Genomic DNA, 17,982 nt, shown 5'->3' with positions numbered 1-17,982 from the left:
GATAAACTCACCACCTTTAACGGCATACATCAATACAATATTGAGATTGAGCCTGAATGCCGACCGACTTTAACTTTATCGGTATGCGACTTTATTTCACTTACTTGCGGGAGTTTAATTAAGTATCAAATTTAAATGAGGCTAGCATACAGCATAGTAACATTTTATCGTAACCCGACTATTGGCGTCCTCGCTCCCAACTAAATAACTTTTTAGTCATAACTACTCGTTATGCTTTTTGCTTTCTATGGGGGTAGTTTACAGCAACTATCAAAACCACTTAAACTTTAGCTTTGCTGAGTGTACTCTGCTCACCTGTGGCCTCAGTAGATTACAATGAATATCAATATAGCTACTTTTATTTGGTTCTATAAAAATATCATCGCTTTTACCTAAACAATTACCAACAAACTTTCCGTTTTATCGAATGTAGATGCTATAACACCACCTGCATATATGCTTTCATTGGTGATATTTTTTAACTCAGCCGTTATTCTTACTCGCCCATTTTCTTTAAAAATATCAGAAAGGGTAAGTTTATAATCACTATTTAAGCCATTAGTGCCCTCCAATGCTTTATTTGATACCTGCTCTTTAAAGCCATTATCAACTTCAGCGGCTATTGTTAGCGCGTACACACTGATACCACCGAGTATTGCTATTACAAACCCTATCCCCCAAAAAAAGCCCTTTATAGCCTCATTAAAATTATTACTCATTTAATTCCCTTTTAATTTTTCACTACTGAATTTCGTTAACGGTATACCCAAAATCACTTCTTTCACTAAACTAGTATATAAATTAAAATTTATTTTTGTAATAAGCTTTTTAAACCATAATACCAACTAAGCGCTGCCACCGTGCCATGAGTTTCTTCCTCAAAGTAACGTTGATTTATATATAAACTGTTACTCGGATGCGCTTTTAGTTTTTTAGCAAGCTCTAAGCCCCATTTATAATTAGCCTCTCCAATTTCACCAAAAGCTGCATTATTAGCTAAAGTAAAATATACATTGCCTTTAAGCTGCTTATTTATAAGCTGTTGCTCGTCAAAATAACGATTGAGATAATTATTATCCCAAAGGTAGGTTGCATCAATAATTAAGTAATCAGTAAATAAAGAGTGATTTGTAAGTAAAACATAACTTGCGAACAAGCCGCCGAAAGATTCCCCAATTAATACCCGCTTATTTGATGTACGGTAATTTTTATTAATGAAGGGAATAAGTTCTCTTTCAAAAAAAGCGGTGTAGTTTGCGGCATTGCCAATGTTTTCAAATTTTTCGAGTAGCTTGCCGTTAAAAGTCCAATCGACATTGGTAGGGGTAAAGTCGCGCTCTCTTATCGTATTTTTACTATTAGGAACAGCGACAATAATTGCTTGTTGAATTTGTTTTTCTAGCCGCTCAGTGCTGAGTGCTTCAACAAGCCCCGCTAAGGCTTTTAAATGGGTTGGGTCGCCGTCAAGCAAGTAAATAACAGGATATACTCGTTCGAGGTTTTGCTTGTAGCTTGGCGGTAAATAAACACTATAACTGCGCTGCTCGCCTAAAGTAATAGACTTAAGCTGATGTGTTTTTGCTAACACAATATTTTCTGACGCATACGAAACCGCAATAAAATACAGATAACTAAATGCCATTAATAAAGCTTTCATAACCATCCTTGTAATTAACAAGAGCAAACTTAACTTTTTACAGTCTCTTCTACCGTTTCAACATTTACAACTTGATTCAAGTTGCCTTTAATAACCACAGTGGCTGATATTTTATCTTGAATGGCTTGTCTGTTTGGATCCCAATATATCTGTAAAAACCCTAACAAGCCTGTGGCAAAGCCTGCACCGTAGCCGCCGTAGCGACCAAAACAATCTAATAAACCTAATGGCTCACCGCTTAGGGCGACAACACGGATATTACAAACCTTTTTACCCGGTGTTTGGCCGCGCCAAAGTAACGAGAACAACGTAAAGTAAACAGCAGCCCAGCCAAAACCTAAGCCCAAGTCTTGAATAATGCCTTTGCTCCACTGCAAAATACTATTTGTGGTTGTTTGTGCAGGTTTTTCTTCTATTAACTGTGCAGGCTTTATTTCGTTATTTTCACTGAGCACTAATAGTTGTAAAAGTACGGTAGCAAGTTGAGAGCTTTGTAGGTCGTCCATTTCTGCTAATTTGGGAACTTGCCCAATTAAATTATTAAACGCGTTTTGTTGACAGGGTTGCTCACAGCTGTCATCGGCTGTTTGCGCTAAATAAGTATTTAGCTGTTGTTTTTCTGTGGCGGTAAGCTGAATTTCATCTTGTATTTTTACGCCCTGAACAGCTAAACCTTGATCAGTGTTATCGTCTTCTAGGTAATCAATGCCAATTGAAAGCACAGTAAGTGCGCTTACAAATAAAATACTTGCTGCCGTTATTTTTAAGATTCTTCGCCACACATCCGACATTTTTGGAAGGTATTGCTGTGCTGTACCTTTATAAAAAGCCATTGCAGCAACAAATGCTATTAAAGCAGCGCTAAGTTTGGCTGCTAAAAATATCAGTGCAACATCAATAATAATCGCTAGTGCACGCTGAATAGGTGTAGCTAAAGGCAAGCCCAGTAAAGCGCTGTCAATTTTAAAAGCGTAGGGTGTAATAACTTCTCGGGTTTCAGAATTTGATAATTCTAATTGTTCTATTTCTGTGGCTTTCATTTATTTTCTTGTTATTAAAATAGGTAACCCGGTTAACTTACGCGTTTTTTATTTTTTGCTCAAGGTAAAGCTATTAGAATCAATGCACAAAAAAGGGCTGCATAAAATGCAGCCCTTCATGTTTTTACTCAATGTTTATTACTTACTAGCAATTATACCGTTGGATAATCGGTATAGCCTTGTTCTGCGCCACCAAATAAGGTGTCGGGGTTGTGGCTGTTAAGAGGCTTGCCTTGCTTTAAGCGTGCTGGTAAGTCTGGGTTTGATACAAACGGGCGACCAAAGCCAATCATGTCGGCCCAGCCTGCGCTAAGTGCTTCGTCTGCGTGCTCTTTGGTGTACTTACCTGCGTAAATTAATACACCACTGTAGGCTTTGCGAATCGATTTTTTAAATTCAACACTCATTAAAGGTGCGTCATCCCAATCGGCTTCGGCTATATGCATGTAACCTACACCGGCTTTATTTAATGCCTCAGAAACCGCTAAGTAAGTTTCCTCAGGGTTTTCGTCTACTGTGCCATTAAGGGTTGTTAACGGGGCAAGTCTTACACCTACTTTGTTGCTACCAATTTCGTCGCTAACAGCATTTACCACCTCAATTAAAAAGCGTATACGGTTTTGCACGCTGCCACCATATTCATCGGTGCGAGCATTTGACTCTGAGTCTAAAAATTGGTTAATAAGGTAACCATTTGCAGCATGAAGCTCTATGCCATCAAATCCTGCATTACCTGCATTTTTAGCAGCTTGACGAAATTCGCCTATGACTTGCGTAATATCTTGTTTGCTCATTTCGCGTGGTAACTGAGTATCTACAAAACCCGGTGTGCCATTTGTATCTACAAATACTTTTACGTCTTTTGCAGCAATGGCCGAGGCTGAAATAGGCTGCACGCCACCGGTGTTGTCACTGTGAGTTACGCGACCAACATGCCAAAGCTGAGCAAACATCACGCCACCAGCGCTATGTACTGCGCTTGTTACTTTACTCCAGCCTGCAATTTGCTCATTTGAATAAATACCCGGAGTCCAAGCGTAACCTTTACCAAGCTCACTAATTTGCGTGCCTTCGCTTACTATTAGCCCGGCACTTGCGCGCTGTGCGTAATATGTTGCCATTAAGTCGTTAGCTATATCGCCAGACTGTGTTGAACGCGAGCGGGTCATTGGGGGCATAACAATACGGTTTTTTAATGTTTTACCTGCAAGTTCTATTGGTTCAAAAAGTAATGTCATAATGCCTCCTAAGTTTGATTGCGCTCATAATAACGTAACCAAGCACCTGCAAAAACAACAGAAACTGCAAAATAGTTTTGTTGTATCTGCAATAAAGCCACAAAGTAAAACACATTAACTTTAGGTGAACTAAATGTATTTTATTGACTCATAACAGCACTATTATGTTGAGGATTTGATGTGAATAAAGGGAATGCATGGCCGTGGGTTATCTCGTTGTGTATACACGCTATTGTGTTGTACTTTTTGTTTTCGCAATCTATTAAAGTTGCGCCGCCAAAGGAGGAAAAAAACGCAATAATACAGGCCTATGTTACGGTTAATTTAGCAAGCCTACCTAAGCTAAGCTCAGTTGTTACAACAACCAATGCGCCTGATATAAAAACTGTAAACACTAAAACTGATGCACCAAATTCAGCGACCTCTAACACTACACCTATAAAAAAAGATTCTACAAAAGCCAAAGTAAGGGCAACTAAAAAAACGCAAGCCAAAACCATCACGTTACCAAAGGCACAAACAGAGCTTAAAAAAGCCTCTGTAAAACCTGTTGGACCCCTGGTAGCCGCGCCTTCAGAGTCTATAACAAAAGCCTCTCAAACATTTAAAAAGCTAAATCCATACGCGCCGCTATTTGGCACTCCTGTAAATAATATGACTCATAAAAAAATGGTCTCCTTTGGTGAAGATAAAAGCTCTGGAAATGAAGAAATAAACAATAAGCCCACAATTAAAACACCAGTAAAATCTGATAATTCAGAAGTTATTAGCCAAAATACAACAGGCACACGACGATTAGAAAAATTTAATGGTAAATGCTATTTAATTGATACTTCCACCGTATTTGGTAGCAATGGTATGCCTCAAGGTAGCGGTAAACCCTGCCCTGAGGATAAAACTGATAAAGAAATTATATTTGAAAAAATCATGAAAAAATGGAGCCGTAAAAATAATTAGCTTTAAATAAGTGAACAGATAATATGTTTATCCGTATTGATAAGCTTAAAGTAATTAGGAGTAAGCCATGATCACCAAACAACTATCCTCACTTTTTGTATTTAATTTATTAGTTGTAAGTGCACAAGCGAATGCAAACCAGCGCTGGTACGTTATTAACGACTCAGTAATGGGCGGTGTATCTAATAGCCAAGTAACACAAACTCAAGAAAGTTTGCTTTTTACAGGCAATGTTTCGCTTGATAATAACGGCGGTTTTGCATCAATACGTACAGAGCTAAATACACAAAGCCAAAATACTAAAGCTATAGCGCTGCGTGTTAAAGGTGATGGACAAACCTATCAGCTTAGGCTCAGAACTACCAATTACCTTAATGGCGCAGCGTACACTCACTCATTTAAAACAGTAAAAAATGAATGGGTAGATATAAACTTTGCTCCGAGTGATTTTACTTTAACGTATCGCGGCCGCGTGCTTGAGCAACAACCGATTATTGATTTTGACGATATAAAACAGCTAGGCTTTATTATTGCAGGCAAGCAAGAAGGTAAATTTAAACTTGAAGTGGGTAAAATTGAGTTTAAAAGCTAGCTTCTCTTATATTTAGCTTTAAGCTAAAAACTTTTCAAGCTCAACACCTTCAAACGCTTTAGGACGACGGCCACGGCCAGTCCATTCAATAGTCTCACCATTAAGTTCCATACGGTACTTAGGCTTAACTTTGGTGCGCTTGTCTGATGCTCCATCTTGTAAATCTTCTAGCGTAAGTCCTTTTTCTTTTAAAAGATCCAAAACTTCCTGTTTCGCTTTTTGCTGCTGGGTATATTTTGAAATTGCATCATTGATAAGCTGTTGAGCTTTTTCAAGCTCTGTTAATGATGCTGTTTTAATAAAAGATCGGACTTCTTTCATTTGTATCTCACTAAATAAGTAAATCAAGTTTGATAGTATTGTAATTTAATACGTTAGAACAAACCAAGTAATACTTTAAATTACTATGTTATATTAAATTTAAGTCAAATATTACAAATCAACTGGCCTCATAGCCTGTGTTAATGTTGGATCAGAAAACTGCCACTGCATATCTCTTATAAATCTTTCAATTTCAGTTGGATCGACAATAAATCCGCAATTGGAATCTTGATTTCGGCAACCCATTCCAACTACATTTGAACCCGTAGGTTTGCCTGGAGCAGGTATATATCTCAGTGCAGCTAGTAATTCATCGAACATGTCGTTTAACGATTCTGATTTAACTTCAATCCTCTCAATTGATAAGTTAGGATCTGTTTGTGGCAATTTTATACCTAAAGAGATCAAACGAAGATTAGACTCTTCTACAAAATATGCTGACTTTTTATAATACTCAACAGCTTTTTCTTGGTTATTTTCCTCTAATTCATAATACTTTGCTAAAACAAACTGAGCTTTATGATAATCATCATTGGACGCAGCCTCTAAATAAGTCTTACCTTTTTTATAATCTTTATCAATTAGCTTACCATCAATATAAAATAGACCTAAAAAGTAATTTGCTGCAGTAACGTCATTTTTAGCAGCCCACTCTAACCAATTAATTCCTTTTTTAACTTCAACATTTCCACCTTCACCATTTAAATACATTAACCCTAGTTTAAATTGGGCTGTGGGACTTCCATATTTCGCACTATTCAAAAAATAACGTCGTGCCTTACTATGATTTTTTTCTATACCATACCCTTTGTAATAAAATGTCCCTAATACCTCCGTCGCCTGTGGAATATCTTTGCGCGCATATTTTTTAAAATCTTTAAAACGTTGCTTACATACTTTTGTATCGCACTCAGTAATTTCTTCTGAACGGCCATTTTGACTAAACAGTAATACACTGAAAATGAGCAGTAACTTTACTATCGCTTTCATATTTCCCTCTTTATAAGAATTATATCCATTAATCAGTCTTAAACTCTATAAAATACTAAGTTTAAATTATATACAACATTTAATATAATCAATAATTAAGGTATTTCCAACTTTAATTAAAAATAAAAAGTTAAATACAGAAGCTTTGAGAGCTCTTGAATAGCTCCTTGGCTATGTGAGAGGCGAATTACTTTGAGAAATTCAGGTTTTTTAATGCAAACTTCTAGCTCACTCAAAATTATTAATAACATCAAACCTATTAAGTAGAAAAACTCGTAGACTTGCTTCCTTTATCGCTCACCTAAGAAACTTATAAAATGACCAGGGTTGTTACTTTAAGGTAAAGAAGGCTGACATTAGAATCAACAGTTTGATTTTTGATCTGCATAGTTATTGATAATGACAAAAAGCTGATAATAAATCTCATTTATAAATTCCACTTAAAGAATATTCTATATAAAGTTATTAACGCATTAGCATAAGTGATAAATCAATTCAACTTACATTGAGCCAGTTAACCAAGGCTTCCTTATATACTTATTGCTAGGTTAGTTAATCGAAAAGAAAATCATAAGTATACTGACCTTGATGACAGAGCCAATGCGTTACCTATCAGCCGAATATTAGCAACTTATATAATAATTGGTCATCAAGAAAAAGCATTATATGCTTGATAATCTATTAATATTAAGAAGTTTTTTACATACAGATAATGGGGTGCACAACACACTTAAGGGAGATTTCTTACGGTACCAACTGAGTTTTATTAGTCGTTTATTTAAAATAATAAGGTTAGTATATTCCTTAGTAGCGGCAATAATACCTAGTTATTTTATGCGACCACAGAAAGCTTACTTTTACGGCTTTTAGGAGAGGAAGTTTCGTCAGAATCAGCCAAGCCCTGAAAGCAATGGTATACCAGAAACAAAAATGCCGCTCACCTTAAGTGAACGGCATTACTAAATAAATTCTGCATTTGGTTACTGCTATCAGAATTTTATAGTATAGCTAACTCTATAGTCACGACCGTAGTTGTTGTACAACTCAGGGTTTGTATATTCACCCTTAGAATTTAGAACTGGATCTTCATCTGTTAGGTTATTAACAGCAAGACTGATCGAGCCTAAATCACCTGCATCATAGGTATAGTTAAGATTATGAACCAACCAGCTATCTAAGCGACCAGTCTGAATTAATACACCATCTTCATTTGGAATTTCATTTTCAGATGTTGATGCTGTGTAAGACATATTCCATGCAACACTGTGCTCATCTAATGACCAACTTATCGTTGTATTCGATTTATAATCCGGCTGGCCACTCCAATCCGCTGTATTATAGACCCTACCTCCAACTTCTTCCTCATAAGAAAAGGTAAAGCTGTTGACAGAGTTAAAGCGGAACATACCTACATTAGTATCAATATTACCATACAGAGTTAAATCTAGACCTTCAATTTCGAAACCATTACCATTGAAATATCCCGTACCAGCTTCTAGTAAGCGACCATTTTCAGCACGGATTAGATAAAAGGTCTCATTAGATGTATCTGACCCAGGTAAGAACGAAGAAATTAAGCCTGCCGACTCATCTGATAATAAACTTTGAACGGTTTTAGTTTGTATTACGTCATCGATTGATAAATTAAAGTAATCTACTTTAACGCCAAAGTTTTCAACAATATCCCAAGCAACTCCAAAGTTTAAGTATTCTGAAGTTTCTGCGCCTAAATCAGGATTAGATTTATAATATGTATCAACTTGCTGATCTGATGTACTTCCTTGAGCAAAATCTGTTGCATCCTCAGCGCTAAATGTTGTTGCAGCATTTAATTCATCTAAACCTGGAGCACGGAATGCCTCAGAATATGAAGCGCGAACAACAACAGTATCCGTTGCCTGCCAACGAATTGAAGCTTTTGGTGCTAAATTATCGCCAAAATCTGAATAGTCATCATACCTAACAGCTAAATTTACTTCAACTGAATCTGAAACCGGTAGAGCCGCTTCGTAGAAAAAGGCTGTTATATCACGCTCCCCTCTAGCACTATTACCGGCTGAACCACCGATTAGTCCTGCCTCAGATTGACCATCATAAATGTCGGCATAAGTTTGCTCTAAATACTCAGCTCCAAAATAATGTGCTACATCGCCACCTGGTAATTCAAATAAATCAAAGCCAAAACCTGCGTTAATTTGATTAAATGTTGATGATGAATTTTGTAAAGTGGTAGCTTTCATATTAGCTACACCAACGTCTGATGTAAGAGGAATACCATTCGCTTCGTTATGTGCAAGCCCACCATAACTCAGGTAATAGGTGCCAACCGATTTGTTATCAGCTTTATTTGTATGAAAATAAATATCCCAAGTAGCATTGTTCCAATCTAAATCTCCGCGTAAACCAGTTAAATAATCTTGGCTATAATCATCTACATTACCATCACGCGTACCTAAATCAGCCCAGCGCCATAAACCTAATGCTCCATCTTCGCCATAAGGATTTACTGGGTTATCAGCACTCAATGATGCCCATTGTGCAGCAGCCGGTGCGTAACGGCCGAATGAACTATTTTGTACAAACATTGCACGTCCGTACCACTCAACTGAATCACTTAACTCATAATTTGAGTCTATGTAAACTGTATTACGATCAATAGAAGCTTTATTATAAGATACATTAGCGTGCGCATACATGCAGTAATTAGAGCCTGGTGCATAATCAGTATCTGCTGCTATTTCTTTAAACGCATCGTCACCATATTTTGCAGCTTGATCTGCACAAATTGGAGATGCTTGTGCCTCAGAATAATCAGGTGATAAAACTGTTGCGCCATACCAAGACCAGCCTACAGTTTCATCATATGCTTGAATAGTACCATCACCATCACGGTCGATTAGTTGTGGTGCTGTATAAGATCTGTCGCGATCAGCAATCCCCTCTCTTTTTTGATGATCGAATGCAATTGTTACATTACCTTTATCGGTAGAGTACCCTGCCGTTACAGAAAAGCCTGTATTGGTAGTACCTTCATCTTGCTCGCGATGACCGGCTTCAGCTTGAAATTGTAAACCCTCATAATTCTTTTTCATTATGATGTTTACTACACCAGCCATTGCATCTGAACCATAAGTAGATGATGCACCATCGGTTAATATTTCGATACGCTCAACAGCAGCCATTGGAATAGAATTCAAATTTGCAGATTGACCACCTAATGTAGGTGAACCAGGCATGCGTTTGCCGTCCAGCAGAACAAGAGTTCGGTTCGAGCCAGCTCCACGTAAATTGATAGTAGCTTGAGATTGAGCTGAACTACCCGAGCGCTCAGAGAATGAGCCAAAAGAGTTAAAACTACTTCCTCGTAATGCATCAGCAACAGTAAAATTACCCTCAACCTTCATATCCGCTGAAGTAATTATATTTACAGGTGATGCACCTTCAAGATCAGTTCGCTTGATACGAGAGCCTGTTACTTCAATACGCTCTACTTTATCCACTCCCGTCTCGGCAGCAAATGAACTTGCAGAAAAAGCTGCTGTTGAAGCAGCACCAAAAGCGATCGCCAAGCGAACAGCATTTGAAACTTTATTGTTTAACATTTAATTTTCCCTAGAATACTATTTTAATTGTTTTATTTTCAAAACGGTCTGTAATTAATCACAATACCTATTTCGATTTGAATAGTAGTCCCAACTTATGCAAAAGGTCAACACTTAGCTAACCAAATAAACCCCTTTATTTACAACGCTTACAACGCTCTAACGCAACAAAAAACAAACATGATGTTATTTTTGCATTATTGCATTATTGCAAAACATTAACTTTTGTTTTTTTTTGCAAAATTAAATCTTAATAATCATCTTAAGTAAATTACTAATTTTCTTTTAGGGATGAGAAATATAGATATAAAAGTAGCAAAAAATGATGAGATAGAAGCGAACCGGAAGCACGCACAGATATCCCGATAAAAAATGCTTAGGCACAGTTTTAGGGAACAGTAGTATAAATATGCAACATACATTGTCCCTTATTCAAAGCAACATAGGAGATATGCTATCGTTATGACTGGAGCAATGTGACGCAAATAATGACTTTTATAACTCAACGATATTAAAACACTGCCCTGATTCGTTGGACTATAGAGTAAATTTGAAGTTTGCTTTCAACAACACAATTTAATAAAGCTTTGTTTAAAGAATACGAAGACGGCTGCGACTCTATCAGTTGAAGTGACAGCCTCATTAGATATGCCCCAAGATAATTATAGATGGGGAGATTTTATTGCTTTTTAACAGGTAGGGATATTAATATTAGAATAGGCTAATAAGACTTAATTTTAGCGTTTATAGCCCCTGTAAAGTGTGCCTATATACTCTTTATTTGAATCAACAAGAACTTCTTTATACACATCCCCTCTTGAAGCTAACAGTTGTTTAAGCTGCTGGGCATTCAAAGCGGCTTGCTTTAAATCAGTTAACCTATAAATCAGCCCTTCTAACTCTTGAGAAAATAGGTAATAAGCTTTCTCGAGATCTATCTTTCTATTCTTTAAAATAAAATGATAAAAATCAGTGTACCTGGTACCTTTTATTGCAAGTGGGTGTATCTTTTTTTCTAACTCCACATATTCATTAATAATAGAAATATTGCTATTAATCAGATCTTTATCCTCTTTTTTTAGTGCGCTTATTAGTTGTTTTAAAGGAACTAATAATTCACTCTGCACCCGAATTGCAGACTCTAATATTAGTACATTTGGCTTCACTATATCCGAATCCATTTCGTGACACACAATTTGATATAGACCTCCTTTCTTTAATACCCTAAAAAGCTCTGGGATACTTCTCGCTAACTCGCTATATTCGATAGCAAACTGTGTTACTATCGCATCAAATTCTGCTGTTTCAAAAGGCAAGACTTCAGCGCTTACATTAGATAAAATATTTAATGACTCTATACCGGCTACTTTTTCATTAACAATAGCTTTATCTACACCTATGACATTAAATTGAACGCTACTATTCTCTTGAATTAATCGAATAAGAGCACCATTCCCTGTACCAATATCAAGTACTTTGTCATTAAAATTTAACTTTTCAGCAAACTCCAACCAACAAGACTTTAATTTACCCGTATAATTACTCTCTATATCTTGTCCAAATGAGGTTAGATAGCCTTGAGCCCAATAATCACTCCAATAGTTTTTCATCATTATTTTGTCCTGTTCTGAGATAAGTTGAAGATTTTAATAGAGAGCCAGTGGCTCAAGTGCCGAGCTTTTTATGCACTTAATTTGATATTTTATTTCTAATAATTAAGTACAGTCTCATTTTATTGTATATAAATATTGGCTGCTAAACGAGTATTATTATACTTTTTAATGAGTTACATTTATTCAATAAAATTTAGCTTAAACCTCCTAACCATTCTCTATGCTATGCCAATACAACTGATATAAATTGTAACTAATGAGTAGCACAGCAAACAGATTCTGAGTTGTTATTTCCAGAGTCGTGCATTACTAGAGAAATCTGTTTCATATTTCTTCTTATATTTGCACCACACTCTTTATCAATTACAGAAAGCATTTTATTATGAATGAGATTTTTCATTTTCTTTTCGAGTTGGCGTTTGTAGTGGTACAGTGAGAGGTGTAAAATCTTCGTGCGAGGATTTGGACATATTAGCTTCAAGCAACCCAGTCTATTTCAGATAAAATATACAGTATTAATCATAGGCACTCTTATACTTAGGGCTTGTTATGGTAACGATGCCTTCACTTTATCTACTTCTGCTAATTTAAAGTTCTGGATATAGTCTTATTTTAGGTATGTAGTACGCGAAGTTTTTAAGTTTTTCATTTAAAAATCCTGATGCATAAACAGACATTAATACGAAGCATTTTTATAAAAAAAGGGCTGAATAAATTCAGCCCTTTTTTATTAAAAAATTAACAAGTTAAAAGTTAATTGTATAGTTGATACGGTAATCGCGACCATAGTTGTTATATAAATCAGCGTTATCGTAAGCGCCTGTAGATGTAAGTACAGGATCTTCGTCTGTTAAGTTGCTTACTGATAAGCGAACTGTACCATAAACACCTGCGTTATAGCTGTACGTAAGGTTATGAATCAACCAATCTTCAAGTTCACCATCTTGCTCTAAAATACCATCTTCATTTGGTGCTTCATTCTCAGAAGTAGATGACGTGTAGTTCATGTTCCAAGCTACACTATGGTCGTCAAGCGCCCAAGTTAATGTAGTATTAGATTTGAAGTCAGGTTGACCACTCCAACCAGCAGTATTATAAACTCTACCGCCACGCTCTTCATCGTAAGATAATACAAAACTATTTACAGTGTTCATGCGGAACTCACCAACACTAGTATCGATATGACCGTAAAGAGTTAAATCTAAACCTTCAATCTCAAAACCATTGCCGTTGAAGTAACCAGTACCAGCTTCTAATAAACGACCAGTTTCTGAACGTATTAAGTAAAAAGTTTCATTACTTACATCAGAACCAGGTGCGAAAGCAGTTATTCTGCCAGCCGCTTCATCCGATAGAAGACCTTGAACAGTTTTAGTTTGAATAACGTCATCAATTGATAAATTAAAGTAATCAGCTTTAACACCGAAGTTCTCAATCACATCCCAAGCTATACCTAAGTTAGTGTATTCTGATGTTTCAGGACCTAACTCTGTATTTGATTTGTAGTATGTATCAATTTGCTTAGACGATGTATCACCTTGAGAGTAATCAATCGCTGATTCAGCACTAAAAGTAGTAGCGGCATTTAATTGGTCAAGACCTGGTGCGCGGAAAGCTTCAGAGTAAGAAGCACGTACTACAACAGTATCCGTTGCCTGCCAACGAGCAGATATCTTAGGAGCAACATTATCACCAAAGTCAGAGTAGTCATCGTAACGTACGGCAATGTTAACTTCTAGAGAATCTACTACTGGCATTGCAACTTCATAAAAGAAAGCGGTAATGTCACGATCACCAAGCGCAGAGTTACCTGCAGAGCCGCCTATTAAACCAGCTTCTGACTGACCATCGTAAATATCAGCATACGTTTGCTCTAAAAATTCAGCACCAAAATAATGCGCTACCGTACCGCCTGGTAATTCAAACAAATCAAATCCGATGCCGGCATTGTATTGATTGAAAGTAGAAGATGAGCTTTGTAGAGTTGTTGCTTTCATATTTGCAACACCTTCATCAGAACCTAAATCAATTCCATTTGCTTGGTTGTAAGCTAAGCCACCGTAGCTAAGGTAATAAGTACCTACAGATTTGTTATCAGCTTTATTGGTATGGTAATAAACATCCCAAGATGCATTATTCCACTCTAAATCACCGCGTAAACCCATTAGGTAGTCTTGGCTGTAATCATCAACGTTACCATCGCGATTACCAATACCTGCCCAACGCCAGTAACCAGTTGTTTCTTCATCATAAGGGTTTGCTTCATTGTCTGCAGCTAAATTATTCCATGCTGCGGCAGGTGGAGCATAACGACCAAATGAGCTATTTTGAACAAACATAGCACGGCCATACCATTCTATATCGTCATTCAATTCATAATTTGCATCTAAATAAACAGTATTACGGTCGATAGAAGCTTTATTATAAGATACATTTGCGAAAGCAAACATACAGTAAGTAGAGCCTTCACTGCCCCAGTCATTGTCAGCTGCAAACTTACGGAAAGTATCCTCACCGTACTCTGCTGTTAAGTCGTCACATATTGGTGATGCTTGAGCCTCTGAAAAATCAGGTGAAGCTACAGTCGCACCGTAGATAGACCAACCTTTAGTCTCTTCGTATGCCTGAATTACGCCATCACCATCAAGATCTGTTGCTGAAGCTTTAGTATAATCACGATCACCATCAGATATACCTTCGCGTCTCTGGTGGTCAAAAGCAAATGTTACATTACCTTTATCTGTAGAGTAACCAGCGGTTACCGAGAAACTAGCTGAAGTTGTACCTTCATCTTGATCACGGTGTCCTGCTTCGCCTTGGAACTGAAGACCTTCATAGTTTTTCTTCATGATGATGTTAACAACACCAGCCATTGCATCAGAACCATAAGTTGAAGATGCGCCATCAGTTAAAATTTCGATGCGTTCAACAGCAGCCATTGGGATTGAGTTCAAATTTGCTGATTGACCACCAAGTGTTGGTGAACCCGGCATGCGCTTACCATCTAATAAAACTAACGTTCTGCTAGAACCAGCACCACGTAAGTTAATAGTAGCTTGAGATTGTGCAGAGCTACCTGAACGCTCTGAAAATGAACCGAATGAGTTAAAACTGCTGCCTCGAAGTGCATCAGCCACAGTGAAGTTACCTTCAATCTGCATATCTTCTGCTGTAATAATGTTTACTGGCGAAGCACCTTCTAAATCTGTACGTTTAATACGTGAACCAGTAACTTCAATTCGTTCTACTTTTTCTACGCTATCTTCTTCTGCAGCAAACGAGCTTGCCGAAAATGCAGCAGTAGATACTGCACCAAATGCAATCGCTAAGCGAACTGCCTTTGAAACTTGATTATTTAACATTTGATTCTCCCTGGTGTTACAACTTTATAGAAGCAACTATTATTTAATTATTTTTTATTGCCACATGCCATTAACAGCGACCAAACAAATAGTAAACAAAAAAAACTAAAAAGCCAACCTTTGTTAATCAAACATTAACCGCAAAGAGGTTTTTTATGATATTTTTAGTGAAATAGGGGGTATCGTACGATTTACAAGCATAAAAGTGGATTGTTTAATCAAAGTCATCTAATTGTGATACTAATTAGAATAATAAAAACTGATTCTTCTTCGGATTATTTACATTTTGATTGATTAACGGCTCTACCATATCCAAAAGCGGTACAATCTGTTTTTCTAAATAAATTGCATAGTCATAGCCATGAAGGCCTTGATACAGCTCAACTCCGCCTATTGTGTAAACGAATGTAACAAATTCGCCTCTATTAACTGTAAATTCGCTATTTTTTTTCTGATGTTTCTTAACTGCCTGAATATGAGGAGGGATATTCTTTTTATAATCGATTAAGTTTTGACCTAATCTCTTTTTAAATATGAGTAAATCATCAAACTCACCTTTAAATAACTTTGTTGTATAGTCTTTTACAAGGTCATTTATATTTAAATTTCCATCAAAAAGGTTTGTAAATAAGTCATATTGAAACCGCTGAGCAAGTATAGTCCAATCACTTCTTACTGTTTCTAGCCCTTTAAATACTAGTTTTGATTCGTTTGGTTTAATTAATTTACCTACGTAGCGCTTTTTAGAGCCAACTAACTTCCCTCTTATTGTTGGTAAAAAGAAAGGGCTATAAAGAGATTCAAATTCTATTTCTAAATGACTTGTTAAGTTGTGCGTTTGTTTAATCTCGTTAATCCAATCTATAGTTATCTTTTTAGCTAAAAACACACCAATTTCATTACACTCATCTGGTGTTAGCTCATCATCCAACTTAATAAATGTAGAATCGGTATCACCATAAATAACGCTATAACCAAGATCTTCTATCCACTTTTTAGTTTGTAGCATTATTTCGTGCCCTCTTAACGTAATAGAGCTCGATAACCTAGGATCGTAAAACCTGCACCCTTTTGAGCCTAAAACACCATATAAGCTATTCATTATTATTTTAATTGCTTGAGAAAGCATTTGATCTTGATTATCTTTGGCAAGCTGCCTTTGAGATGCCAGGCTTTTAATAAGTAGAGGGAGGTGATGCTTCTCTCGCGAGAATACGGCTTCATTAAACCCCTGCACACTATGTTCAGGATTTTGCAGACCTTCTATTAATCCAAGTGGATCAATGTAAAAAGTTTGCATAATACTGGGGTACAAGCTTTTAAAATCTAAAACAATGACATTTTTATAAAGCCCAGGAATAGACTCCATGACATAACCGCCTGGGCTTTCAAATGTATGTCCATGATCGCCCATATTTGGGGCAACATAGCCACTGCGATGCAGTAATGGTAAATACATATTAATAAAAGCAGCGACAGAGCCGCCCTTTTTTTCAAGCTCTAACCCCGTAAGCTTTGTTCTTATAATAGAAAAATCGAGTAGCTTTAATTTATCAAAAATTTTATTTACCAAAATACAATCTTGTCGATTATATTTTGCTAAAGAAAGTTTATCTTCGTTAAATTGCCTAATAATTTCCTGCAAACTATTAGCCGTGTCGATTAATTTAGACTCACCCAACACTTGATTTGAAACATTAGCTAGAGAAAAACTCTCAAAACTATATGTACCGTTTTTTAATGTGTCTATTCCATCAACCACACATCGCCCGGAAATCGATACTCGAGTAAAGTGTCCTTTTCGAACATATAAAGGTTGTTCTCCCCTACCCAGTAATAACTTAACCCCAAGTGCTTCAGCTCTTTCATGAATAACCGAAAAATCGAACTCAATTACATTCCAGCCAATTATGACATCAGGATCGCTAAGCTTAATAAAATGCTCTACCCCCCTTAACAGCTCAGCCTCATCTACACACCAAATAATATCAAACTCTAGGTTTGCAGCTTCTCTATCTGGCTCGCCAATCATTAAAACACAGTCTAAATTACAGCCCACAAGTCCAACAGAAAACAAGACGCCACTTTCGTTACATTCAATGTCCAACGAGAGTTTATTAAGAGCTGGGGAATACTCATCATTCGCTTTTAATTTAGCGTTGGTTATTAATGTATAGCCATCTTGCTTAAATACATTACCCGTTATCCAAGCACCTCCTTTTATAAAACGCTCCATTAGGTAGCGCTCTATTGGTCGAATATCTTCTTCAAATAATACAACTCCACGCTGCTTTAAAGCTTTAGTAGCACAATAAAAGTGTTTAAGTGACTTGAAGTAACAGGCCGACATATCTTCTTGCTGAAAGCTTTTTAACTCAAGACTTTTAATATTAAAAATAAGTGACTCAGCTGCTAATATTTCATTCGCTATTTCAGCATCTTTGCTTTTGATAAAAAACAGTGCATTTTCGTTAGCCGACACCGTTTTTATAGGTCCTTTATCACTACAAAACCACGCTTCGTAACATATGCCGTTTGCAGTATCATAAGCATGTGAGGAAACAATAAAACCGGCTGTTAGGTACACTATTACTAAACCTTATACATATA

12 protein-coding genes are annotated in these 17,982 nt (G+C 36.7%); 2 read left to right on the top strand and 10 right to left on the bottom strand.

The features are described from left to right. Nucleotides 1–392: 392 nt before the first annotated feature. The 4 genes from GQR53_RS04600 to GQR53_RS04585 all read right to left on the bottom strand — a co-directional run bounded on the left by GQR53_RS04600 (nucleotide 393) and on the right by GQR53_RS04585 (nucleotide 3,935). The gene (locus GQR53_RS04600; RefSeq protein WP_240917442.1) at nucleotides 393–719 is read right to left on the bottom strand and encodes a hypothetical protein; all 327 of its coding nucleotides are present in this window, start codon (nucleotides 717–719) and stop codon (nucleotides 393–395) included. 89 nt (nucleotides 720–808) lie between these two features. Then, the gene (locus GQR53_RS04595; RefSeq protein ID WP_165743019.1) at nucleotides 809–1,657 is read right to left on the bottom strand and encodes an alpha/beta hydrolase-fold protein; all 849 of its coding nucleotides are present in this window, start codon (nucleotides 1,655–1,657) and stop codon (nucleotides 809–811) included. A gap of 29 nt (nucleotides 1,658–1,686) precedes the next feature. After that, complete coding sequence (locus GQR53_RS04590; RefSeq protein ID WP_165743018.1) at nucleotides 1,687–2,697, bottom strand: RDD family protein; 1,011 nt, start codon at nucleotides 2,695–2,697, stop codon at nucleotides 1,687–1,689. A 152-nt stretch (nucleotides 2,698–2,849) separates the two neighbouring features. Next, the gene (locus tag GQR53_RS04585) at nucleotides 2,850–3,935 is read right to left on the bottom strand and encodes an alkene reductase (RefSeq protein ID WP_165743017.1); all 1,086 of its coding nucleotides are present in this window, start codon (nucleotides 3,933–3,935) and stop codon (nucleotides 2,850–2,852) included. Nucleotides 3,936–4,115: 180 nt separating this feature from the next. Here GQR53_RS04585 and GQR53_RS04580 point away from each other — a divergent pair, with 180 nt between their 5' ends. Both GQR53_RS04580 and GQR53_RS04575 read left to right on the top strand, forming a co-directional pair. Continuing rightward, the gene (locus GQR53_RS04580; protein WP_165743016.1) at nucleotides 4,116–4,892 is read left to right on the top strand and encodes a hypothetical protein; all 777 of its coding nucleotides are present in this window, start codon (nucleotides 4,116–4,118) and stop codon (nucleotides 4,890–4,892) included. Nucleotides 4,893–4,959: 67 nt separating this feature from the next. Beyond that, a complete protein-coding gene (locus GQR53_RS04575) occupies nucleotides 4,960–5,484 on the top strand; it encodes a CIA30 family protein (RefSeq protein ID WP_165743015.1) in 525 nt (174 codons plus the stop codon). 18 nt (nucleotides 5,485–5,502) lie between these two features. On the opposite strand, the gene GQR53_RS04570 is transcribed toward GQR53_RS04575, so the two are convergent. From GQR53_RS04570 to GQR53_RS04545, 6 genes are all read right to left on the bottom strand, one after another. Further along, entirely contained in the window at nucleotides 5,503–5,805 is a 303-nt protein-coding gene (locus GQR53_RS04570; RefSeq protein WP_002958250.1) for an H-NS histone family protein, read from the bottom strand. Nucleotides 5,806–5,916: 111 nt separating this feature from the next. Next, complete coding sequence (locus GQR53_RS04565; protein ID WP_165743014.1) at nucleotides 5,917–6,795, bottom strand: tetratricopeptide repeat protein; 879 nt, start codon at nucleotides 6,793–6,795, stop codon at nucleotides 5,917–5,919. 989 nt (nucleotides 6,796–7,784) lie between these two features. Continuing rightward, nucleotides 7,785–10,397, bottom strand: a complete 2,613-nt coding sequence (locus tag GQR53_RS04560) for a TonB-dependent receptor (protein WP_165743013.1) — start codon at nucleotides 10,395–10,397, stop codon at nucleotides 7,785–7,787. Nucleotides 10,398–11,134: 737 nt separating this feature from the next. Continuing rightward, nucleotides 11,135–12,010: a class I SAM-dependent methyltransferase gene (locus tag GQR53_RS04555; protein WP_165743012.1), complete on the bottom strand. Its 876-nt coding sequence runs from the start codon at nucleotides 12,008–12,010 to the stop codon at nucleotides 11,135–11,137. Nucleotides 12,011–12,756: 746 nt separating this feature from the next. Beyond that, nucleotides 12,757–15,372, bottom strand: a complete 2,616-nt coding sequence (locus GQR53_RS04550; protein WP_121954055.1) for a TonB-dependent receptor — start codon at nucleotides 15,370–15,372, stop codon at nucleotides 12,757–12,759. Between the two features lie 244 nt (nucleotides 15,373–15,616). After that, a complete protein-coding gene (locus GQR53_RS04545) occupies nucleotides 15,617–17,959 on the bottom strand; it encodes a DNA polymerase II (RefSeq protein WP_165743011.1) in 2,343 nt (780 codons plus the stop codon). Nucleotides 17,960–17,982: the final 23 nt, after the last annotated feature.

Source organism: Pseudoalteromonas sp. Z9A6, assembly GCF_011378805.1.
Taxonomy (GTDB): domain Bacteria; phylum Pseudomonadota; class Gammaproteobacteria; order Enterobacterales; family Alteromonadaceae; genus Pseudoalteromonas; species Pseudoalteromonas distincta.
This window is presented reverse-complemented; position numbering and strand designations above follow the sequence as displayed.